Source organism: Streptomyces zaomyceticus (assembly GCF_014656215.1).
Taxonomy (GTDB): Bacteria; Actinomycetota; Actinomycetes; order Streptomycetales; family Streptomycetaceae; genus Streptomyces; species Streptomyces zaomyceticus.
This window is the reverse complement of record NZ_BNBZ01000001.1, coordinates 383,328-404,039: the sequence shown is the minus strand read 5'-3', so window position 1 is coordinate 404,039 and position 20,712 is coordinate 383,328. Positions and strand designations below refer to the sequence as shown.

General features: G+C 71.5%; 18 protein-coding genes and 1 tRNA gene. 13 read left to right on the top strand and 6 right to left on the bottom strand.

Annotated elements, in window-relative coordinates; translation table 11 throughout:
• The 3 genes from kdpA to IE311_RS01735 are packed head-to-tail and all read left to right on the top strand — an operon-like array spanning position 1 to position 4,459.
• On the top strand, positions 1 to 1,665 hold the full coding sequence (kdpA, locus tag IE311_RS01745; RefSeq protein WP_189829687.1) for a potassium-transporting ATPase subunit KdpA: 1,665 nt from the start codon (positions 1 to 3) through the stop codon (positions 1,663 to 1,665).
• Entirely contained in the window at positions 1,662 to 3,779 is a 2,118-nt protein-coding gene (gene kdpB, locus IE311_RS01740) for a potassium-transporting ATPase subunit KdpB (RefSeq protein ID WP_189829686.1), read from the top strand. Before kdpA ends, kdpB begins: the two co-directional genes overlap by 4 nt.
• 5 nt (positions 3,780 to 3,784) lie before the next feature.
• Positions 3,785 to 4,459 (top strand): potassium-transporting ATPase subunit C, encoded by a 675-nt coding sequence (locus IE311_RS01735; RefSeq protein WP_189829685.1) that lies wholly within the window; start codon positions 3,785 to 3,787, stop codon positions 4,457 to 4,459.
• Positions 4,460 to 4,537: 78 nt separating this feature from the next.
• Here the strand turns inward: IE311_RS01735 and IE311_RS01730 are convergent, their stop codons facing one another.
• Positions 4,538 to 5,689: a winged helix DNA-binding domain-containing protein gene (locus IE311_RS01730; RefSeq protein ID WP_189829684.1), complete on the bottom strand. Its 1,152-nt coding sequence runs from the start codon at positions 5,687 to 5,689 to the stop codon at positions 4,538 to 4,540.
• Between the two features lie 254 nt (positions 5,690 to 5,943).
• Between IE311_RS01730 and IE311_RS01725 the strand changes: the two genes are divergently transcribed.
• Both IE311_RS01725 and IE311_RS01720 read left to right on the top strand, forming a co-directional pair.
• Positions 5,944 to 6,810 carry a CYTH domain-containing protein gene (locus IE311_RS01725; protein WP_189829683.1) on the top strand — a complete coding sequence of 289 codons (867 nt, stop codon included), beginning with the start codon at positions 5,944 to 5,946 and terminating at the stop codon, positions 6,808 to 6,810.
• A gap of 241 nt (positions 6,811 to 7,051) precedes the next feature.
• A complete protein-coding gene (locus IE311_RS01720) occupies positions 7,052 to 8,374 on the top strand; it encodes an esterase-like activity of phytase family protein (protein WP_189829682.1) in 1,323 nt (440 codons plus the stop codon).
• Between the two features lie 33 nt (positions 8,375 to 8,407).
• On the opposite strand, the gene IE311_RS01715 is transcribed toward IE311_RS01720, so the two are convergent.
• The 4 genes from IE311_RS01715 to IE311_RS01700 all read right to left on the bottom strand — a co-directional run bounded on the left by IE311_RS01715 (position 8,408) and on the right by IE311_RS01700 (position 10,085).
• Positions 8,408 to 8,944, bottom strand: coding sequence for a DUF7919 family protein (locus IE311_RS01715; RefSeq protein WP_189829681.1), 537 nt, complete (start codon positions 8,942 to 8,944; stop codon positions 8,408 to 8,410).
• A 40-nt stretch (positions 8,945 to 8,984) separates the two neighbouring features.
• Entirely contained in the window at positions 8,985 to 9,470 is a 486-nt protein-coding gene (locus IE311_RS01710) for an Imm21 family immunity protein (protein WP_189829680.1), read from the bottom strand.
• 11 nt (positions 9,471 to 9,481) lie between these two features.
• On the bottom strand, positions 9,482 to 9,736 hold the full coding sequence (locus IE311_RS01705) for a DUF6000 family protein (RefSeq protein WP_189829679.1): 255 nt from the start codon (positions 9,734 to 9,736) through the stop codon (positions 9,482 to 9,484).
• A gap of 276 nt (positions 9,737 to 10,012) precedes the next feature.
• Positions 10,013 to 10,085 (bottom strand) — tRNA-Arg (locus IE311_RS01700).
• A 302-nt stretch (positions 10,086 to 10,387) separates the two neighbouring features.
• Here IE311_RS01700 and IE311_RS01695 point away from each other — a divergent pair.
• The 8 genes from IE311_RS01695 to IE311_RS01660 all read left to right on the top strand — a co-directional run bounded on the left by IE311_RS01695 (position 10,388) and on the right by IE311_RS01660 (position 20,051).
• On the top strand, positions 10,388 to 11,998 hold the full coding sequence (locus IE311_RS01695; protein WP_189829926.1) for a dynamin family protein: 1,611 nt from the start codon (positions 10,388 to 10,390) through the stop codon (positions 11,996 to 11,998).
• Positions 11,999 to 12,266: 268 nt separating this feature from the next.
• Positions 12,267 to 14,018, top strand: a complete 1,752-nt coding sequence (locus IE311_RS01690) for a GTP-binding protein (protein WP_373313736.1) — start codon at positions 12,267 to 12,269, stop codon at positions 14,016 to 14,018.
• 324 nt (positions 14,019 to 14,342) lie between these two features.
• Complete coding sequence (locus tag IE311_RS01685; protein WP_189829678.1) at positions 14,343 to 14,933, top strand: single-stranded DNA-binding protein; 591 nt, start codon at positions 14,343 to 14,345, stop codon at positions 14,931 to 14,933.
• Between the two features lie 225 nt (positions 14,934 to 15,158).
• Positions 15,159 to 16,586 carry an LAETG motif-containing sortase-dependent surface protein gene (locus tag IE311_RS01680; protein ID WP_189829677.1) on the top strand — a complete coding sequence of 476 codons (1,428 nt, stop codon included), beginning with the start codon at positions 15,159 to 15,161 and terminating at the stop codon, positions 16,584 to 16,586.
• 285 nt (positions 16,587 to 16,871) lie between these two features.
• Complete coding sequence (gene ettA, locus IE311_RS01675) at positions 16,872 to 18,536, top strand: energy-dependent translational throttle protein EttA (RefSeq protein ID WP_189829676.1); 1,665 nt, start codon at positions 16,872 to 16,874, stop codon at positions 18,534 to 18,536.
• 2 nt (positions 18,537 to 18,538) lie between these two features.
• The gene (locus IE311_RS01670; protein WP_189829675.1) at positions 18,539 to 18,961 is read left to right on the top strand and encodes an acyl-CoA thioesterase; all 423 of its coding nucleotides are present in this window, start codon (positions 18,539 to 18,541) and stop codon (positions 18,959 to 18,961) included.
• On the top strand, positions 18,958 to 19,632 hold the full coding sequence (locus IE311_RS01665; RefSeq protein ID WP_189829674.1) for a hypothetical protein: 675 nt from the start codon (positions 18,958 to 18,960) through the stop codon (positions 19,630 to 19,632). The genes IE311_RS01670 and IE311_RS01665 overlap by 4 nt, the downstream gene beginning before the upstream one ends.
• Positions 19,629 to 20,051, top strand: coding sequence for a GNAT family N-acetyltransferase (locus tag IE311_RS01660; protein ID WP_189829673.1), 423 nt, complete (start codon positions 19,629 to 19,631; stop codon positions 20,049 to 20,051). The genes IE311_RS01665 and IE311_RS01660 overlap by 4 nt, the downstream gene beginning before the upstream one ends.
• Here the strand turns inward: IE311_RS01660 and IE311_RS01655 are convergent.
• Positions 20,005 to 20,679 (bottom strand): hypothetical protein, encoded by a 675-nt coding sequence (locus tag IE311_RS01655; protein WP_189829672.1) that lies wholly within the window; start codon positions 20,677 to 20,679, stop codon positions 20,005 to 20,007. The two genes, IE311_RS01660 and IE311_RS01655, sit on opposite strands and share 47 nt — an antisense overlap.
• Positions 20,680 to 20,712: the final 33 nt, after the last annotated feature.

The window sequence follows — 20,712 nt, the reverse complement described above, 5'->3', positions numbered from 1 at the left end:
ATGAGTCCCGTTCTTGCCGGCGTCCTCCAGCTCCTCGCCCTTCTGGTCGCGCTCGGCCTGTCGTACCGCCCGCTGGGTGACCACATGGCCCGGGTCTACTCCTCCGAGAAGCACCTCCGGGTGGAGAAGTGGATCTACAAGGGCATCGGTGCCGACCCGTCGGTGGAGATGCGCTGGCCCGCGTACCTGCGCGGTGTCCTCGCCTTCTCCGCGGCCGGCCTCCTCTTCCTCTATCTGCTCCAGCGGGTGCAGGGTTCGCTGCCCGGCTCGCTCGGCTTCGTGTCGATCGACCCGGACCAGGCCTTCAACACGGCCGCCTCCTTCGTCGCGAACACCAACTGGCAGTCGTACTACGGCGAGCAGGCCATGGGCCACGTCGTGCAGACCGGCGGCCTGGCGGTGCAGAACTTCCTGTCGGCGGCGGTGGGCATCGCCGTCGCGGTCGCCCTCGTCCGCGGCTTCGCCCGGTCCCGTACGGGTGAGCTGGGCAACTTCTGGGCCGACCTGGTCCGGGGCACGATCCGCATCCTGCTGCCGATCTCCGTGATCGGCGCCCTCGTCCTCGTCGCCTGCGGCGCGATCCAGAACTTCGCCGGCATCCACGAGGTCGGGCAGTTCACGGGCGGTGCGCAGCAGTGGAACGGCGGGGCGGTGGCCTCGCAGGAGGTCATCAAGGAGCTGGGAACGAACGGCGGCGGTTACTTCAACGCCAACTCGGCCCACCCCTTCGAGAACCCCAACGGTCTCTCCAACCTCTTCGAGATCTACCTGATCCTGGTGATCCCCTTCGCGCTGACGCGGACCTTCGGCCGCATGGTCGGCTCACTGAAGCAGGGGTACGCGATCCTCGGCACGATGGCCACGATCTGGGTCGGCTTCACCGCACTGATGATGTGGACCGAGTTCGCCCACCACGGCCCGGCCTTCGACCTCGCCGGCGGCGCGATGGAGGGCAAGGAGACCCGGTTCGGCATCGCCGGCTCGTCGATCTTCGCGGTCGCCACCACGCTCACCTCGACGGGAGCGGTGAACTCCTTCCACTCCTCGTACACCGGCTTCGGCGGCGGCATCACGATGCTGGGCATGCAGCTCGGCGAGATCGCGCCCGGCGGCGTCGGCTCCGGCCTCTACGGCATGCTGATCATGGCGATCATCGCGGTGTTCATCGCCGGCCTGATGGTCGGCCGCACGCCCGAGTACCTGGGCAAGAAGATCGGCACCCGCGAGATCAAGTTCGCCGCCTGCTACATCCTCGTCACCCCGGCGCTCGTCCTCGGCTTCACCGCCGTCGCGATGGCGCTGGACACACCGTCGCACTCGATGACCAACTCCGGTGCGCACGGCTTCTCCGAGATCCTCTACGCCTACACCTCGGGCGCCAACAACAACGGCTCGGCCTTCGCCGGTCTGAACGCGGACACCCAGTGGTTCAACACGACCATCGGCATCGCGATGCTCCTCGGCCGGTTCCTGCCCATGGTGTTCGTCCTCGCGCTGGCCGGTTCGCTGGCCGAGCAGAAGCCCGTCCCGGAGACGGCAGGCACCCTGCGGACGGAGAAGCCGCTGTTCACCGGCCTGCTGGTCGGCACGATCCTCATCGTCACCGGTCTCACCTACTTCCCGGCGCTCGCGCTGGGACCGCTCGCCGAAGGGCTCGCAGCATGAGCGCCATCACTCCCACCCGGCCCCCGCAGTCCGGGGCGCCCAGCGGCCGGCCGGCCGAGACCGGACGCGTCGGCGGCGGACTGTTCGACCCGAAGCAGCTGGTCACGTCCTTCCCGGACGCGATCAGGAAGCTCGACCCGCGGGTCATGGTCAAGTCCCCCGTCATGTTCGTGGTGCTGATCGGCTCGATCGTGACCACGGTGCTCGCGGTCATGAACCCGGGGGACTGGTTCGGCTGGGCGATCACCGCCTGGCTGTGGCTGACCACGGTCTTCGCCAACCTGGCGGAGGCGGTCGCCGAGGGCCGCGGCAAGGCCCAGGCCGACACCCTGCGCAAGGCCAAGACGGACACGGTCGCCCGCCGGATCACCGGCACGGACGAGGAGAGGGTCCCGGGTACGGAGCTGCGCATCGGCGACCTGGTCGTCTGCGAGGCCGGCGACATCATCCCCGGCGACGGCGACGTCGTCGAGGGTGTGGCCTCGGTCGACGAGTCCGCCATCACCGGTGAGTCCGCCCCCGTGATCCGAGAGTCCGGTGGCGACCGCTGCGCGGTGACGGGCGGCACGAAGGTGCTGTCCGACCGGATCGTCGTCAAGATCACGACGAAGCCCGGCGAGACCTTCATCGACCGCATGATCAACCTGGTCGAGGGCGCGGCCCGGCAGAAGACGCCGAACGAGATCGCCCTCAACATCCTGCTCGCCTCGCTGACCATCGTCTTCCTGCTCGCGGTCGTCACCCTGAAGCCCTTCGCGATCTACGCCGGGGCCGACAAGCAGACCTCCCTCATCGTCCTCACGGCCCTGCTGGTGTGCCTGATCCCGACGACGATCGGCGCGCTGCTCTCCGCGATCGGCATCGCCGGCATGGACCGGCTCGTGCAGCGCAACGTCCTGGCGATGTCCGGCCGCGCGGTGGAGGCGGCCGGCGACGTGTCGACCCTGCTCCTCGACAAGACGGGCACCATTACCCTCGGCAACCGCCAGGCCGCGGAGTTCGCCCCGGTGGCCGGGACGACGGAGGCCGAACTGGCCGACGCCGCCCAGCTCTCCTCGCTCGCCGACGAGACGCCCGAGGGCCGCTCGATCGTGGTCCTGGCGAAGGAGAGGTACGGCCTCCGGGAGCGCCACCAGGGCGAACTCGCCGGCGCCGAGTGGGTCGAGTTCACCGCCCAGACCCGTATGTCGGGCGTCGACCTCGTCGAGCACGGGGCCGGACGCAAGGTGCGCAAGGGTGCGACCGGTTCGGTCGTGGCCTGGGTGCAGGAGCGGGGCGGCAGTGTCTCCGAGGACGCGCAGACGCTCACGGACCGGATCTCCCAGGCCGGCGGCACGCCGCTCCTGGTGGCTCTGGAGGACGACGGGGGCGCGCGTGTCCTCGGTGTCATCCACCTGAAGGACGTCGTGAAGGAGGGCATGCGGGAGCGGTTCGACGAGCTGCGCCGCATGGGCATCCGCACGGTCATGATCACGGGTGACAACCCGCTGACCGCGAAGGCCATCGCCGAGGAGGCGGGCGTCGACGACTTCCTCGCCGAGGCCACCCCCGAGGACAAGATGGCCCTCATCAAGCGCGAGCAGGCGGGCGGGAAGCTGGTCGCGATGACCGGCGACGGCACGAACGACGCACCCGCGCTCGCCCAGGCGGACGTCGGTGTCGCGATGAACACGGGCACGTCGGCCGCGAAGGAGGCCGGCAACATGGTCGACCTCGACTCCAACCCGACCAAGCTCATTGAGATCGTCGAGATCGGCAAGCAACTCCTGATCACCCGGGGCGCGTTGACGACGTTCTCGATCGCCAACGATGTGGCGAAGTACTTCGCGATCATCCCCGCGATGTTCGCCGTCGCCTACCCGAGCCTCGACAAGCTCAACATCATGGGCCTGACCTCGCCCGAGTCCGCGATCCTCTCGGCCGTCGTCTTCAACGCGCTGATCATCGTCGCGCTCGTGCCCCTCGCCCTCAAGGGCGTGCGCTACCGGCCGTCCAGCGCGGACTCGATGCTGCGGCGGAACCTCGGGATCTACGGCCTCGGCGGCCTGATCGCCCCGTTCATCGGCATCAAGATCATCGACCTCCTTCTCTCCCTCATCCCCGGGATCGGCTGACGATCATGAACAACTCCGTAGGAAGCACCGGACGCCTGCTCTGGGCCGGCCTCCGCGCCCTCCTCGTCCTCACCGTCGTGTGCGGCGTCCTCTACCCGCTCGCCGTCACCGGCATCGCCCAAGTGGCCTTCCCCGGCAAGGCGAACGGCTCCGAGGTCACCGACGCGAGCGGCCGGGTCGTCGGCTCCGAACTCATCGGCCAGACCTACCGCCTGCCGCTGAAGGAGGGCGAGGAGACGGCTGCGCCGGACCTGAGGTGGTTCCAGCCGCGCCCGTCGAACGGCCTGGGCTCCAACAGCGTCAACACCCGGTACTCGATCATCCTCTCCGGTGCCACGAACCGCGCGGGCGACAACGCGGAGCTGATCGGGTGGGTCAAGGACGCGAAGGCCACCGTGATCAAGGACAACTCGACGGCCTCGTACGAGGTGAAGCCCTCGGACGTCCCCGCCGACGCGGTCACCTCCTCCGGCTCCGGCCTGGACCCGCACATCTCCCCGGAGTACGCGAAGCTCCAGGTCCACCGGATCGCCGAGAGGAACCGGCTGGACGTCGCGGCGGTCGACCGGCTGGTCGCCGACCACACCGACGCCCGCATCCTCGGCTTCGTCGGCGAGCCCCGCGTCAACGTCCTGCGGCTCAACATCGCGCTGAAGGAGCTGGTGGCGGCGAAGGGGTGATCCGCGGCGGCGGGAAGGGCGCGGCGCCGGGGTGATCCGCGGCCGGGAAGGGCGCCGCGCACGGCCGGTCCGCGACCGTCAGAGGGCGGGGAGCACCCGGGTCTCGGCCACCGGCAGCCCCTTCACCCACCAGTGGTCGTACCGGCTGTAGACGCGGGGGTCCCGGGCCGCGAGGAAGCCGCCGAGCGCCCCGGCCTCGCCCGCGAGCTCCTCCCACACCCGTGCGGGCAGCGGGTGGAAGGCCGCGACCTCGACACCTCCCTCGACGGGACGCCAGACCCCGGCCACGTACCCGTCGACGAGCAGCGTCGGCAGCGTGTCGCCGTTCACACGGATCACCTGCTTGCGGTACGCGGCCGGGATGACGCGGCCGCGGTCCGCGTAGGCCAGCAGGACGCTGTCCCACATCGCCATCAGCCGGGGCGGCGCCGGGACGTCCTCGTCGGGGAGCGGCGCCCCGGGCACGTCGTAGAGCACCACCCCGTCGGGCCCCTCCAGCCGCTCGAGCTCGCCCTCGACGAGCCGTACCGCCTCGCGCACCTTCCCCCGCGGCGCCAGCGTGAACTGCGCCATGTCCGGTACGGACGCCGGTCCGAAGCCCTCCAGATAGCGCCGGATCAGGACGGCGAGCCCGGCCGCCGCCGCCTCCGGATCACCGAGCACGGGCAGCGGCGCGCTCGCCGTCACGAACGACTGCGCCGCACCGAAGGACCACGGCGGGCCGGTCGGCGCGTGCCACAGTGGTGCGTACTGCCGCATCATCCGCCAGACCGCGGACTCCACCGGCCCGCCCCGCGCCGCCTCCAGACGCTCCCGCATCAGGGCGCCCGTCCGCGCCTCCCCGGCGTACTCCAGGAGGTCGGGCAGCAGCGCGTCGGCGTCGGCGGCCGTGAATCCCGCCGCCTTGTACCGGGGGTCGTGGAGCCGCGAGCCGCGCAGGGTCGGCTCCATGCCCTCCCGGAAGGCCCGGTAGTCCTCGGCGTGCACCATGTGCAGCGTGAGCCGCATCAGGGTCGATCTGACCAACTCGTAACTCTCCACGGCCTTGTCGAGCCGAGCCGGGTCGAAGTCCACGACGCGGTTCCACAACGCGACATAGGGCGAGCCCGGTTGCTGCGCCTGCAACGCCACCACTCGCCGCACGGCGTCCTCGACGCCGATCGTCTCCCGGTCGAGCAGCAACTGCCGGGCCAGAGTGGAACGGTTGAGTCCGCGCGCGGTGATCCCCATGGCGTCGATTCTCCCTCCCGGGTACGACACGAGGTCCCCCGAGGTCCCCTGCGGCGCCCGACGCTCACCGCAGGGGCGTGGCCGCGGGGGCGGAGGCGCGTCGCACGGCGCGGAGATGCGGTGCACGGCGCGGAGGGCATCGCGCTGCGCGGAGGCGCGTCGCACGGGCGCGGGCGCGTTCTGGACGTCGCCGGTTCACCGAACCCACGTCCGGGGGACACGCGGACCTCACCCGCCCTCGTGACCATCGCCGCATGACCTTCACCTCCCGGGCCACGCGCCCGGCCGCCGCCGGTTCCGCCGTCGCGCTCGCCGTCGCCGTCGCGCTCCTCGCCCCGACCTCGCCCGCGTACGCCGCCAGCAACGCCGTCCCGACGTACGAGGTGAAGATCAACCTCACCGCTGCGGCGCTCGACGCCTCCCACGCCCCGAGCGCGGCGGTCAGGTCCGCGTTCGGGATCACCGGTTCGGCCAAGGCCCGCTCGTACAGCTACTACGACACCGACGCCCTGGCGCTCGACGCCGAGGGGTGGAGCGTCCGCCTCCGCCACAAGGACGGCTCCTCCTTCGAGGAGACGTACAAGAAGCGTTTCCCCGTCACCGGCGGAGACATCGACGCCGCGCTCACCACGGCCAACGCCGCCGGATTCGACAGCGGCGACACCAACTACGAGGCCGAGGTCGACTGGGGCTACGCCAAGCAGACGCTCAGCTTCAGCAACGAGAAGAGCCACAGCGCCAAGGGCTACTCGGGCACCTCGCTGCCGACGAGCACCACCGGCCGCGGCTGGCTGGTCAACGACATCCCCGGCAAGCTGGAGGACTGGCGCGGCGCCGGCTGGGGCGCGGACACCCTCCAGGCCTCGCGCGCGCACGGCCCGGTGACCGCGAAGGTGTACGGCGGCGCCTGGGGAGCCTCGGACGACGCGAGCATCGAGGTGCTGCCTGTCGTCGGCGCGAGCGGGACGGGCACGGAGTACGTGGTCGAGCTGTCGCTCAAGACCGACTCGTACGCCGACGCGGCCGACCTGCACGGGGACGCGATCGCCGTCGCCGAGGCCAACGGCTGGTTGTACCACGGGGACATCCTCAAGACGCAGCTGATCCTCGACCGCTACTGAGCGCACCGAAGTCACCGAGGTCACGGTCATCGAGGACACCGACCGGACCGGGAGGCGCACCGGGCGCGGGCGGGCGCACCGGGCGCGGGCGTGCGCCCGGCTCGGTCGGTTCGGCCGCCCCGAGTCACCCGTTCACCCAGGACTCCCCTCGCCGTCGCACACAGGACGCCCACCGTTGTGGCCGGAATTGGACCATGAGGCGCCTCCACGGGCGACATCCATGTGTTCAAAGGGAGTTCAGATGAATCCGCGCCTCCTGCGCCGGCCTGCCGTCGTGGTCCTGCCGCTGTCCACCGCGCTCGCGCTCTCGGTGGTCATGGGTACGGCCGAGGCGGAGCCGGCGCGGCACCACTCCGCAGCCCGGGTCGTCTCCACCTCGACCCTGCCGGACATCCCGCTGGCCGGCTTCAGCAACCGCCTGCTGCCCGGAAGCGTCGCCGACGACCGGAACGTCGACCTGGGCGGCATCGGCAGCGACCTGTACCCGGCCGAGCGGCGCGGCGAGTACTGGACGGTCACCGACCGGGGTCCCAACGGCCAGATAGCGGTGGGCAAGGACAAGCGGCGCACCTTCCCGGTCCCCGGCTTCGACCCGGCGATCGTGAAGGTCCGCGCGGTCGGCGGCCGCATCGAGGTCCTGAAGTCCATCCCGCTCACCACGGCCTCCGGCGCCCCCGTCACCGGCCTGCCGAACCAGCCGGGCCGCGACGAGGCCCCGTACGACTACAGCGCCACGACCCCGCTCGCGTACAACCCGAACGGCCTCGACACCGAGGGTCTCGTACGGGACAGGGACGGCGGCTTCTGGCTGGTGGACGAGTACGGCCCCTCGCTCGTGCACGTCTCCGCCAAGGGCCGGGTCCTGGCCCGCCACGTCCCCGCGGGACTCGGTCTGACCGGCACCGACTACCCGGTGATCGAGTCGCTCCCGGCGGTCTTCCTCAAGCGCAAGGTCAACCGCGGCTTCGAGGGCCTCGCGCTGCTCCCCGACGGCGACCTGGTCATGGCGCTGCAGAGCCCGCTGCTCAACCCCGACAAGACCGCGGGCGAGGACTCCCGCACGACCCGGCTGCTGCGCTTCTCGCCCCGCAAGAACCGGGTCACGGCCGAGTACGCCTACGGCTTCGACCCGGTCGGCGTCGTCGAGCCCGGCCAGACGAAGACGTCCGAACTGAAGATCTCCTCGATCGTGGCACTCGGCGGCGACCGCCTCCTCGTCCAGGAGCGCACCGACAAGTCCTCCCGCGTCTACGAGGTACGCCTCCGCCGCGGCGCCGACATCCTCGGCTCGCCCTGGGACACCACGGCCACCCCCACGCTGGAACAGGCCACCGACGCGCCGCTCCTGAGCAAGCGCCTGGTGATCGACTTCAACACGGTCGAGGGAGTCCCCGGCAAGATCGAGGGAATCGCGCTGGAAGGCTCCTCGACCCTGGCCCTCCTCAACGACAACGACTTCGGCATGACGGATGGCCCCGGGGCCTTCGACGCGAACGGCCGCCTCGTCGACAGCGACGTGGAGACCACCCTGGTCCGGGTAAGTCTCCCGCGCCCGCTCCGCTGACAACCTGACGGCCCCCGCCGCCGGCGGGGGCCGTCACTCGTTCGCGGCGTCGTACAGCTCGTCGTCGTCGGGGATCCAGGGGAACGCGATCCAGGGGTAGGCGGTCGAGCGGTCCCGGAGGTCGAAGGCGAGGACGGCGTCGATGAACTCCCGGGGCGGCAGGTAGCTGTGGTCGAGGACGTAGTGCCCGATCAGAGAGGGGGCCGCGTAGGCCGTTCCCGGCGCCCCGGGCACCCGTATCTCGCCCGTGCCGGCGCTCGCGCGCCGGTGCCCCGGCCGGGGCACGTCCCAGGGGTGGGCGTCGTCGAGCGGTTCGGCGCACAGGTCGCACTCGTGGAGACCGAGGGTCTCGTTCACGCCCTGCGTCTTCAGCACCGTCAGCAGCTTGGAGGTGAACTCCGCGGGTGCCGGACCGGCCGTCCAGGGCCGTCCCGTCTCCAGCCAGCCGACGTTGAGACGCTGGTAGGCGCACCGGGCGGTGACGAACCGCGTGCCGGTCTCGACTTCGGTGAAGTTGTCGCCCTCCTCCGGGGTGGAGTAGGCGTAGGGGCTGAGGTCGCCGTAGTACATGACCGCATCCCATCAGAGGGAGGACCTGCGAGCCGACCGACTATTCGGGCAGCAACCGGTCCAGCATGAACCGTGTGTTCGGGTCGGGATCGATGGTGAGGGACTGGACGCGGTAGCGGCCCGGTGGCAGTTCGACACGAAGTGCCTCCGCCGGTCGGTGCGCGTCCCGCAGCGAGGCGAGGATCCTGTCCGCCTCGTAGGCGGCGTCGGCCAGTACGTATCGGCCTCCGAGTGTCAGGGAGAGGACGTCCTTCCAGCCGTCCGCGGTCGCGGCGGCGTGGACGGCCGGGATCAGCCCCGTGTCGTCGTCGGCATGGCACCAGCGTGCGAACGTGAGGGACTCGGCGATCCAGGTGACGGACAGGGGCTCGGCGCCGAGAGTGAGGATGTCGTGGCCCGCCGGCCGCAGCGCCGAGACGTACGCGTCGATCACCTCGTCCGCCTCGGTCCCTTCCCATGCCGGAAGGATCTCCTCCGGGATGAGCGCGTAGCGGGCGAAGTCGGTGCTGTGCAGCCAGGTGGTCATGCGGCGGATCATCACATCCGTGTCCGACACCTCGGCGGGCAGTGCTCGGCGCTCTCGTCGACGAAGCCGCACAGTTCGTCGATGGCTCCGCGATAGTTGTCCGGGGTGGTGTGGTGCTCCTTGTGGGGCGGTCCGTCGATCCACTGGTGCCAGAGGCCGTCCGCAGCCAGGAATCGGGAGGCCCGATCGGCGCCCAGCCGGGCGTCGAGGTGCATGAGCGCGCCGATGGCGGAGGGCTGGTCGTAGGAGAGGTCGGGGCGTCGCATGACCGCATCCTGGCCCGGGCGAAGCCGTTCGAACAGTGCTTTTCATGGAGAGGGAAGCGCCCACCCGGTACGAGTTCGGGCCCCCGCTCGGGCGGCGCGTGGACGATCTCCGGCACACCTGCCTGACGAACCGGCTCGACGCCGACGCCCCGGCGGCGACCGCGGCCGAGGCCGAGAGGGCGGGGGAGCCGCCCAGCCCTGCCGTCTCCGGAACAGGTCCCGGAGCGCGCCCCCGACCAGCAAAAAGACCCTCCCGAAGGAGGGTCTATCGCGGAGCGCCCCCGGCAGGACTCGAACCTGCGGCCAAGTGCTTAGAAGGCACCTGCTCTATCCACTGAGCTACGGGGGCCGGGTGGTGGCCGTGTGGCCAGGAGCCCCTTTTGGGTGGGGTGTGGCCTGTCGGGACAAGGATAGGGCTCCGATCCCCTTGGCCCGGTTGCTTCACCTGCGTGGCACGATGTGGAGGTTCGGTGAAGCGGAACGATAATCGCAGGCAGGTGCGATTCGCGCAGCGCTTTTCGCACCGCTCGGGGCGGGTGTTGTGCACTCGTTATGCCTGAGCTTCCGGTCACCACCCCTCTCTTCGGCGCGCAGGGCCGTAATAGGCTTCAAAAACACTCATAAATTGGGCATTCTTCGCATGTGGTGACCTTGGACGAACGGCCTCAGCTGATCGACGCACTCTCCGCCCTGCGCGACCGTGTCGCCGCCGTGCGTCTCCCCCTGCCCCTTCCCGACACACCACGCGCCCGGCAGACCAGAGCCGAGCTGCTCGCCCAGCTCGACGACTACCTGGTGCCCAGGCTCAAGGATCCCGACGCCCCGCTCCTCGCCGTCATCGGCGGATCCACCGGGGCCGGCAAGTCCACACTCGTCAACTCCCTTGTGGGACGGCGCGTCAGCGAGTCGGGCGTGCTCCGGCCCACCACCCGCACACCTGTGCTCGTCTGCCACCCCGAGGACCACCACTGGTTCGCCGGGATGCGCGTCCTTCCCCAGCTCACCCGCGTCTGGCTGCCCCAGGCCGACCAGGACCACCCCGCCGACGAGCCGCTCCCCGAGGAGAACGCCCTGCGCGTCGAGACGGCCTCCTCCATGCCCCGGGGACTCGCCCTCCTCGACGCGCCCGACATCGACTCCCTCGTCGTCGAGAACCGGCTCCTCGCCTCCGAGTTGATCTGCGCCGCCGACATCTGGGTGATGGTCACGACCGCGTCGCGGTACGCCGACGCCGTGCCCTGGCACCTCCTCCGTACCGCCAAGGAGTACGACGCCACCCTCGTCACCGTCCTCGACCGCGTCCCCCACCAGGTCATCGGCGAGGTCTCCCGCCAGTACGAGGCGCTGCTCGACAAGGCGGGCCTCGGCGACGTTCCCCGCTTCACCATCCCCGAGCTCCCCGAGTCCGCCGACGGCGGCAGCGGGTTGCTCCCCGACTCCGCCGTCGCCGCCCTGCGCGGCTGGCTCGCCCACCGCGCCCAGGATCCCGCCGCCCGCCAGCAGGCCGCCGACCGGACCGCCACCGGCGTCATCGACTCCCTCGACACCCGACTCCCCGAGCTCGCCGCCGCGGTCGCCACGCAGTACGCCGCCGCCGTCCGTCTCGGCGGCGCCGTCGAGGCCGCGTACGGCGAACAGGCCAAGCGGGTCCGCAAGGAGCTGGGCCGCGGCGCCGTCCTCGCCGGGGACGCCCGCACCCGCTGGCGCGGCTACCCCCGCGACAGCACCGCCGACGAACTCCTCGACGCCATCGTCGAGTCCCTCGCGGCCCTCCTCCACTGCGCCGTCTCCGCCGCCGAGGAGCAGGTCCGGGAGAAGTGGCGCCGCGAGCCCGCCTCCGAGGCCCTCGGCCCCGTGCCGCCCGGCGGCGACCGCGAGGCGGCGGAGCGGATCGGCGTGGAGGTGCGGCGCTGGCGCCGCGTCCTCGAAGAACTGGCCGAGGAGGAGGTGCGGACCGTGGAGCGCCCCTCCACCTCCCGTACGGCCCTGCCCGACGCCGACACCGTCGCCGCCCTCCTTGCCGCCGCCCTCCTCGGCGGCCGGCGCACCCGGCCCGCGGGCGAACGCCTCGCCGAACTCCTCGGCGCCCAGGCGGCCCTGCGGCTGCGCGACAAGGGCGGCGAACTCGTCCTCATGTACGTCGACCGTGTCCTGCACGCCGAACGCGACCGGCGCCTCGCGCCCCTCCAGGCGCTCGACGTGACCCCCGAGCCGCAGGCGGAGCTGATCGCCGCGCTCTCCGTACTGCAGAAGGAGAAGTGACGTGGTGAACGTCGAAGGCGATGCCGGTCCGGGTGCGGACGGCGGCAGGAGGCGGCGGGGCGACGGAGACCGCGAGAGCGGAGCCGACCGGGGGGACGGCCGTGCGGACGGCCGTGGGATCGATCGGGACCGGGAGAGCAGTCGGGGTCGGGAGGGTGGGCCGGGCCCCGGGTCCGAGCAGGGCCGACCGGGCCCCGGGTCCCAGCACGGCGGACCCGGTCCCGGGCCCGAGCAGGGCGGCGACCGCGTCCCCTGGGACGACGGGCTCATCGCGCGCCGCGTGAGCCGTCGGGCCGCCGTCGCCGACTCCCCTCCGGAGGAGACCGGCCCGCGCGAGGAGGACACCCTGCCGCCCCTCGGCGGGCACTACGGCGGACCCCTCCGCAGCCGCCTCGACGCCCTCCACGAACTCGTCGGACTCTCCCGCACGAGAGTCGAGAGCGAGGCCCTCGCCGAGGCAGGGCGGGTGCTCGACGAGGCCGCCGCGCGACAGCGGCTCTCCTCCCGGCACACCGTGATCGCCATCGCCGGCGCCACCGGCAGCGGCAAGTCCACCCTCTTCAACGCCCTCGCCGGCGTCCCCGTCTCCGAGACCGGACTCCGCCGCCCCACCACCTCCGCGCCCATCGCTCTCAGCTGGTCCGAGGGCGCCGCCGGGCTGCTCGACCGGCTCGCCGTCCCCGGCCGGCTGCGGCGCCGCCCCCTCGCGGGCGGCGCCGCCGACACCGAACTCCAGGGACTCGTCCTCATCGACCTGCCCGACCACGACTCGGCGGTCACCGCCCACCGCGACCAGGTCGACCGGGTCCTCGGCCTCGTCGACGCCGTCATCTGGGTCGTCGACCCCGAGAAGTACGCGGACGCCGCCCTCCACGAGCGCTACCTCCGACCGCTCGCCGGGCACGCCGAGGTCACCTTCGTCGTCCTCAACCAGATCGACCGGCTCGGTACGGAGGCCGCCGACCTGGTCCTCGACGACCTGCGCCGCCTCCTCGACGAGGACGGCGTCGCGCTCGGCGAGCACGGCGAACCCGGCGCCACCGTCCTCGCGGTCTCCGCGCTGACCGGCGACGGCGTCCCCGAACTGCGGGACATGGTCGCCGGATTCGTCCAGGAACGCACCGCTCCCGAACGCCGGCTCGCCGCCGATGTCGACGCCGCCGCCGCCCGGCTGCGCCCCGCCTATCTCGCCGACGGACGGCCCGGCCTCGACGAGCGGGCCCGGGACGCCTTCGCGGACCGGCTCGCGGTCGCCGTCGGCGCCCAGGCCGCGGGCGAGGCCGCCGAACGGGTCTGGCGCCGCGGCGCCATCCGCGCCTGCGGCACCCCCTGGCTACGGCTCTACCGCTGGTACGAGCGGATCCGCGAGCACGGCTCCACGGACCCGCACCTCACCACCCCGGCCGAGGACGAGCTGACGGCACGCCAGCGGGTGGAGCAGGCCGTACGGATCGTCGCCGACGAGGCCTCGCGCGGACTGCCGACGCCCTGGGCGCAGGCGGTGCGCGAGGCGGCGGCGCGCGGGGCCGAGGGGCTCCCCGAGGCCCTGGACGAGCTGACGGTCACCATCGGCGACGCGGCGGCCCGCCCGCCCCGGCCCGCCTGGTGGCCCGCCGCCGTCCTCGCCCAGGTCGTGATGACGCTCCTGCAGATCTTCGGCGCGCTGTGGCTGGTGGGGCAGATCATCGGCCTCGTCGAACCGGGGCTGCTCCCGCCGGTCCTGGTGATGGTCGGCGGCATCATCGGCGGGCCGCTCGTCGAATGGGCCTGCGAGGGAGCCGTCAAGGGCCCGGCACGGCGGTACGGGCAGGAGGCCGAACGCCGCCTGCGCGAGGCGGCGGCGGCCTGTGGCCGGGCCCGGGTGCTCGACCCGGTGGCCGCGGAACTGATGCGCTACCGGGAGGTGCGCGAGCAGTACGCGACGGTGGTCGGTACGCGGCCCTCGGCACGGATCGTCGGCGGGGGCCGTGCCGGGGCGGGCCGACCGGGTGCGACCCGGACGGGGATTCGGGGGAGGTAGCCGGGCGGTGGGGTGGTGGGTCGCGATGCCCGCCGCCTCAGCCTGCCTTGCCGGGCCTGTCGTCTCGGCCCGCAGTGCGGGCCTGTCGTCCCAGCCTGCCGCCTCACCCTGCCGCCTCACCCTGCCGCCTCACCCTTCCGCCTCACCCTGCCGCCTCACCCTTCCGGTTCACCCTTCCGGGTGGGGGAGTTGTCCACTTCTCCGTGGCCGTCCACAGCCCCCGGCGGGATTCTCCTTTCCGTTCCACGATGGTGCGGACCGGTCGTGAACCGGTTGCGAAACGGAAGAAGACAGCAGACCGAACGCAGGGTGGGGGACGGGACCATGAACGACACGACGGTGACGCTCGTCGGCAATGTGGCGACGGCGGTGGAGTACCGGGACACGGCCACGGGCGGGGTGGCCCGGTTCCGCTTCGCGGTGTCGGCGCGTCGCTGGGACCGGGAGAAGAGTCTCTGGTCCGACGGGCCGACCAGTTTTTACACGGTGTCGGCCTGGCGCTCACTGGGAGCCAATCTCGCGGCCTCGGTCTCGGTCGGGGAACCGCTCGTGGTGCACGGCCGCTTGAGGGTGCGTGAGGACGAAAGGGACGGGCAGCGCAAGACCTTCGTCGACGTGGCGGCGCTGGCCGTGGGCCATGACCTGAGCAGGGGGACGGCGGCCTTCCGGCGCGCGGCGAAGATGGAATCCAGGTCGGATTTCCGGTCCGATCCCAGGTCAGAGCCCTGGTCGGAGCCAAGGAAGGACCCCGGTTCGGAGCCCGCGTCAGATGCGGGTGGAGGGCGCGGGACACTGTGGGACGAGGGGCGGGACGCGGGGCCGGAGCTCGGCCCGGCACCGGGGCGGGACCCGTGGACGGTGGCGGCCGCGGACGCCGCCACCGAGGGGACAACTCGGTTGGTGACCGTTCCCTGACCATGAGTTGTGCCGATTTGTCGACCAACTCGCCCTGCCGGATAACGATTACGAGTCGGAATGGTTATCTGACCGTATGGCCGGGCACCGGGGGGTTCCGCATCCCTAGGATTCCCGGGTACTCATGTGGCACGTGAGCCCATCGGGTCTGTGATCTGCTGGCGTGCGCTCCCCCCACGCGAATCGACCAAGTTCGCGGAGCTGCCCGCCTCGGAGGGGAATGCAATGTTTTCAGTTCGTGGGCGAGGCGTTGCTCGCCTTGCCGCCGCCACGCTTGTCTCCGGCCTTGTCATGGCCGGAGCGATAGCGACCGCCGGTCCCGCGCTGGCCGACGACGGTGCCCCGGGCACCGGAGGTGTGACGGCGAAGCTCGGCGGAATGACCGATCGTGACTCGGTCGAGATCGTCGAGAAGAACGGTTCGAAGTGGGGCGTCCAGGGCGGCCTCTTCAAGATGCAGGTCGAGGGCGGGGGAACTCTCCAGACCTACTGCATCGACCTTCGGACGCCGGCCAAGCACGACTTCGACTACAAGGAAGTCGGCTGGGACGAGTCCTCCCTGCACAACAACGACAACGCCGGAAAGATCCTCTGGATCCTGGAGAACGGCTACCCGAAGCTCTCCGCCGAGACCCTCGGTGAGAAGCTCGGCGTCGACCTCTCGAAGAACGAGGCCGCGGCGGCCACCCAGGCCGCCATCTGGACCCTCTCCGACGACGTCACGGCGACCCCGAAGAGCGACGACGCCAAGAAGCTGACCGAGCAGCTGCTGAAGGACGCGGTCAAGCTCGAGGAGCCGAAGGCCTCCCTCTCGCTCTCCCCGTCCTCGGTCGCGGGCAAGGCCGGTGACCGGCTCGGCCCGATCACCGTCTCCACCAACGCCCAGATCGCCAAGCTGACGACCGCCCCGGGCACCCCGGCCGGCGTCAAGATCGTGGACAAGGACGGCAAGCCCGTCACCGAGGCCAAGAACGGCGACCAGGTCTACTTCGACGTTGCCGCCGGCACCGCCGACGGCACCGCCGCTCTGACCGCCGAAGCCGCCACCAAGGTCTCCCTGGGCCGCGCGTTCGTCTCCATCGACGGCCCGTCCCAGACCCTGATCCTGGCCGGCTCCAGCGAGTCGACCGTCACCGCCGAGGCCTCGGCCACGTGGGCGAAGAAGGGTGCTGTCCCGGCCGTCACGGTCGCCAAGGACTGCGCCAAGGGCGGCCTGGAGATCATCGCCTCCAACAAGGGCGACGAGGCCTGGACCTTCGACCTGAAGGGCACCTCGTACTCCATCGCCCCCGGTGAGACGAAGACCGTGACGGTCCCGCTCGCCGAGGACGAGGCGTACAAGTTCACCATCACCGGCCCGAACGGCTTCGAGGAGACCTTCGAGGGCGTCCTGGACTGCAAGACGGCCACCCCCGGCCCGAAGCCGTCCGAGACCCCCACCACGGAGCCCTCGACCGAGCCCTCCCCGTCGACCTCCGGTCCCACGACCGGTGACACCACGGGCGGCACGACCGGCACCACCGGTGGCGGCGACCTCGCCGAGACCGGCAGCTCCAACGCCACCCCGATGATCGCCGGCATCGCCGCCGCGCTCGTCGTGGTCGGTGGCGGCGCGGTGTTCTTCCTCCGCAAGAAGAAGACCGCCGGCGCCTGAGGCCCGACCCCCGGTGCCGGCCCCGCCGGCACCGGGAAGGCGCCCGACCTCACCGAGTGATCCGCGTCACACCGTGATCACCGCGTGAACCCCGCACGACCCCGGACCGCATCCGCGTCCGGGGTCGTCGCACGTCCGGGCCCCGATTCCGCCCCCTACCGCCCGGTACGCCGCCGCCGCGGACCTCGCGGACCCGCCGTCGGCCCCTTGCCGGTTTCCGCCCGGGGGCGCCGGTCAGGCAAGATGGGTGTATCTGCCCACTCACTCCTAGCCGGACGGTTTCTCTTGGCTGAGTACATCTACACGATGCGCAAGACGCGCAAGGCGCACGGCGACAAGGTCATCCTCGATGACGTGACGCTGAGCTTCCTGCCGGGTGCGAAGATCGGTGTGGTCGGCCCGAACGGTGCCGGTAAGTCCACCGTTCTCAAGATCATGGCCGGCCTCGAGCAGCCGTCCAACGGTGACGCGTTCCTGACGCCGGGCTTCAGCGTCGGCATCCTCATGCAGGAGCCGAAGCTGGACGAGGCCAAGACGGTTCTGGAGAACGTCCAGGACGGCGCCGCCGAGATCATGGGGAAGCTCAAGCGCTTCAACGAGGTCGCGGAGCTCATGGCGACCGACTACTCGGACGCGCTCATGGACGAGATGGGCAAGCTCCAGGAGGACCTGGACCACGCCAACGCCTGGGACCTCGACGCGCAGCTCGAGCAGGCCATGGACGCGCTGGGCTGCCCGCCCGGCGACTGGCCGGTCACCAACCTCTCCGGTGGCGAGAAGCGCCGGGTGGCGCTCTGCAAGCTGCTGATCGAGGCCCCGGACCTGCTCCTCCTCGACGAGCCCACCAACCACCTCGACGCCGAGTCGGTGAACTGGCTGGAGCAGCACCTCTCGAAGTACGCGGGCGCCGTCGTCGCCGTCACGCACGACCGGTACTTCCTGAACAACGTCGCCGAGTGGATCCTCGAGCTCGACCGCGGCCGCGCGATCCCGTACGAGGGCAACTACTCCACGTACCTGGACAAGAAGGCCGCCCGCCTCAAGGTCGAGGGCCGCAAGGACGAGAAGCGCGCCAAGCGCCTCAAGGAAGAGCTGGAGTGGGTCCGCTCCAACGCCAAGGGCCGGCAGACCAAGTCCAAGGCGCGCCTCGCCCGCTACGAGGAGATGGCCGCCGAGGCCGACAAGATGCGGAAGCTGGACTTCGAGGAGATCCAGATCCCGCCGGGCCCGCGTCTGGGCTCCATCGTCGTCGAGGTCACCAACCTCTCCAAGGCGTTCGGTGACAAGGTCCTCGTCGACGACCTGTCCTTCACCCTGCCCCGTAACGGCATCGTCGGCATCATCGGCCCGAACGGCGCGGGCAAGACCACGCTGTTCAAGATGATCCAGGGCCTGGAGGCCCCGGACTCGGGCACGGTCAAGATCGGCGAGACCGTCAAGATCAGCTACGTCGACCAGACCCGTTCCAACATCGACCCCAAGAAGACCCTCTGGGCCGTCGTGTCGGACGAGCTGGACTACATCAACGTCGGCCACGTCGAGATGCCGTCGCGCGCGTACGTCAGCGCCTTCGGCTTCAAGGGCCCGGACCAGCAGAAGCCGGCCGGTGTCCTCTCCGGTGGTGAGCGCAACCGCCTGAACCTGGCGCTCACGCTCAAGGAGGGCGGCAACCTGCTGCTCCTCGACGAGCCCACCAACGACCTCGACGTCGAGACCCTCTCCTCGCTGGAGAACGCGCTGCTCGAGTTCCCGGGTGCGGCCGTGGTCATCTCCCACGACCGCTGGTTCCTGGACCGGGTGGCGACGCACATCCTCGCGTACGAGGGTGAGTCGAAGTGGTACTGGTTCGAGGGCAACTTCGAGTCGTACGAGAAGAACAAGGTCGAGCGTCTCGGCCCGGACGCGGCCCGTCCGCACCGTGCCACGTACAAGAAGCTGACCCGAGGCTGAGCGTGCGCCACATCTACAGCTGTCCCCTGCGCTGGTCGGACATGGACGCCTTCGGGCATGTCAACAACGTCGTCTTCCTGCGGTACCTGGAAGAGGCGCGGATCGACTTCATGTTCCGGCTCGCGCCGGGGGACGGTTCCCCCTCGTTCTCCGGCGGGTCCGTCGTGGCCCGGCACGAGATCGACTACGTGCGACCGCTGGTCCACCGGCACCAGCCGGTGACCATCGAGTCGTGGGTCACGAAGATAGGCGCGGCGTCGCTGACGATCGCGTACGAGATCAAGGACCCCGAGGTCACCTACGTACGGGCGTCCACGGTCGTCGTGCCCTTCGATCTGGAGGCGCAGCGACCGCGCCGGATCTCCGCCGAGGAGCGCGAGTTCCTCCAGGAGTACGTCGACGACGGGATGACGTCCGCAGCATGACCGTGCTCGCGCCGCTGCACTTCGCAGACGCCAGGGAGGCGGCGGCCCTCGCCGCCTTCCTGACCCGGCTGGTCCACTACGACCGGGCCGCCGCCGTCCGCCTCCGGGCGGGCGGCGGAGCGCTGGCCGTCTTCGGCCGGCCGCCGTCCTTCGACGTGCTCGCGATCCGTACGGCGCGACTCGTCGACGCCGTGGACCTCGACGTCACCGTCTCCGCCGGTGAACTCCTCGAAGGCATCGAGGAGTCGGCGGGCAAGGCGGTCGTCCCCGACTCCGTGACCGGGCCGCCGTGGGCGGGCGTCCTCCCGCCGCAGGCCGGCTGGCGGCCCGTCGACGGGCTGCCGGACGCCGCCGAGATGCGCGGCGCGGTCGCCGCGGCCGTCGCCGAGTTCCGGGCGCGGGACGAGGAACTGTCCGAGGACCGGCGCACCAGGGCCGAGCGCGACCGCATCGGCCGCGAGATCTGGTCCAGGACTCTCGGCCCCACCGGACTGCCGCTGCGCGCCGTGCACGCGGCCCAGTCCCTCGGGTTCCTGCCGCCGGCCGAGACCGGCGCGCCCGTCGCCCTGTTCGCCTCCGGGCCCTGGCTGCGGCTCCGCACCCCGTACGGCTCGATCGCCCTCCGTACGGTGCCCATGTCGCTGAGCGTCACCCCCGGTCCTTCCGCGTGACGGACACGGTCGTCGAGGTCGACGGGCCGCTCACCGGCGAGGAGCTCAACGTCCTCTTCCGCGCCGCCTGGCCCGGGCACCGGGACACCGACTTCGGTCCCGTCCTCGCCCGCAGCCTCCTCCGGGTCACCGCCCGCCGCGCCGGAACCCTCGTGGGGTACGTGAACGTCGTCGGCGACGGCGGCGTGCACGCCTTCCTCCTCGACACCACCGTCCACCCCGACGAACGCCGGCGGGGGCTCGGCGTCACCCTCGTACGGGCCGCCGCGGAGGCCGCCCGGCAGCGCGGCGCGCACTGGCTGCACGTGGACTTCGAACCCCACCTCACCGCGTTCCACGAGCGGTGCGGCTTCCGGCCCACCGCCGCCGGGCTCATGGCCCTGCGGGAGCCTCCCGGTCCCACCGGCCCGCTCGGCTGAACCGCCGCGCCCCCGCCGTCGCGACGGCGAGCAGCAGCACGGCGAGGAATCCCTGGCCCCACGGCAGGGACGCGCCCTCCACCGCCGGTGCCACCCGGCGCCGCGGATCGTAGGCGATCCGGACCTCCCCGCCGTCCGGGGCGACCCGGCGGTCCTCCGCGAGGTCCGACGGATAGCCGCCGGGACAGCGCAGGGTGTGGCGGTACACGGTCCGCTCGCCGCCTCCCTCGCCGACCGACACGTGCCGCTCCTCGTGGACCTTCACGACGACACAGTCCGCGACCGCCCCGCGCGAGGCCGTGCGGTCGGCGACGCCGACCGTCAGCAGCAGCGCGCCGACCAGCGCCAGCGCGCCCCAGAGACCCATGACCCCGTCGACGAGCAGGTAGTACGCGACCGCCGCGACGAGGACGACCGCCCCGCCGACCGAGACCGCGACGGTGGTGGACGGCGCCGACGCGGACCCGAAGGACCAGGCCGCCCAGGCGTAGACCGCCACCACGCCGACCGCGGGCAGGGCCGTGGCCGCCCAGGTTCCGGCGCCCGCGGGACTCCCCGTACCGCCGGGACTCCCCGCACCGCGGGTACGCCCCGTACCGCCGGAACGCCCCGCACCCGTAGATGACATGGACATCACCCCCTCATGGGTGGGACGTCCCGG

Coding starts and splice junctions, on each gene's coding strand:
- kdpA (WP_189829687.1), top strand. CDS start 1: ATGAGTCCCGTTCTTGCCGGCGTCCTCCAGCTCCTCGCCCTTCTGGTC.
- kdpB (WP_189829686.1), top strand. CDS start 1,662: ATGAGCGCCATCACTCCCACCCGGCCCCCGCAGTCCGGGGCGCCCAGC.
- IE311_RS01735 (WP_189829685.1), top strand. CDS start 3,785: ATGAACAACTCCGTAGGAAGCACCGGACGCCTGCTCTGGGCCGGCCTC.
- IE311_RS01730 (WP_189829684.1), bottom strand. CDS start 5,689: ATGGGGATCACCGCGCGCGGACTCAACCGTTCCACTCTGGCCCGGCAG.
- IE311_RS01725 (WP_189829683.1), top strand. CDS start 5,944: ATGACCTTCACCTCCCGGGCCACGCGCCCGGCCGCCGCCGGTTCCGCC.
- IE311_RS01720 (WP_189829682.1), top strand. CDS start 7,052: ATGAATCCGCGCCTCCTGCGCCGGCCTGCCGTCGTGGTCCTGCCGCTG.
- IE311_RS01715 (WP_189829681.1), bottom strand. CDS start 8,944: ATGTACTACGGCGACCTCAGCCCCTACGCCTACTCCACCCCGGAGGAG.
- IE311_RS01710 (WP_189829680.1), bottom strand. CDS start 9,470: ATGACCACCTGGCTGCACAGCACCGACTTCGCCCGCTACGCGCTCATC.
- IE311_RS01705 (WP_189829679.1), bottom strand. CDS start 9,736: ATGCGACGCCCCGACCTCTCCTACGACCAGCCCTCCGCCATCGGCGCG.
- IE311_RS01685 (WP_189829678.1), top strand. CDS start 14,343: ATGAACGACACGACGGTGACGCTCGTCGGCAATGTGGCGACGGCGGTG.
- IE311_RS01680 (WP_189829677.1), top strand. CDS start 15,159: ATGTTTTCAGTTCGTGGGCGAGGCGTTGCTCGCCTTGCCGCCGCCACG.
- IE311_RS01665 (WP_189829674.1), top strand. CDS start 18,958: ATGACCGTGCTCGCGCCGCTGCACTTCGCAGACGCCAGGGAGGCGGCG.
- IE311_RS01655 (WP_189829672.1), bottom strand. CDS start 20,679: ATGTCATCTACGGGTGCGGGGCGTTCCGGCGGTACGGGGCGTACCCGC.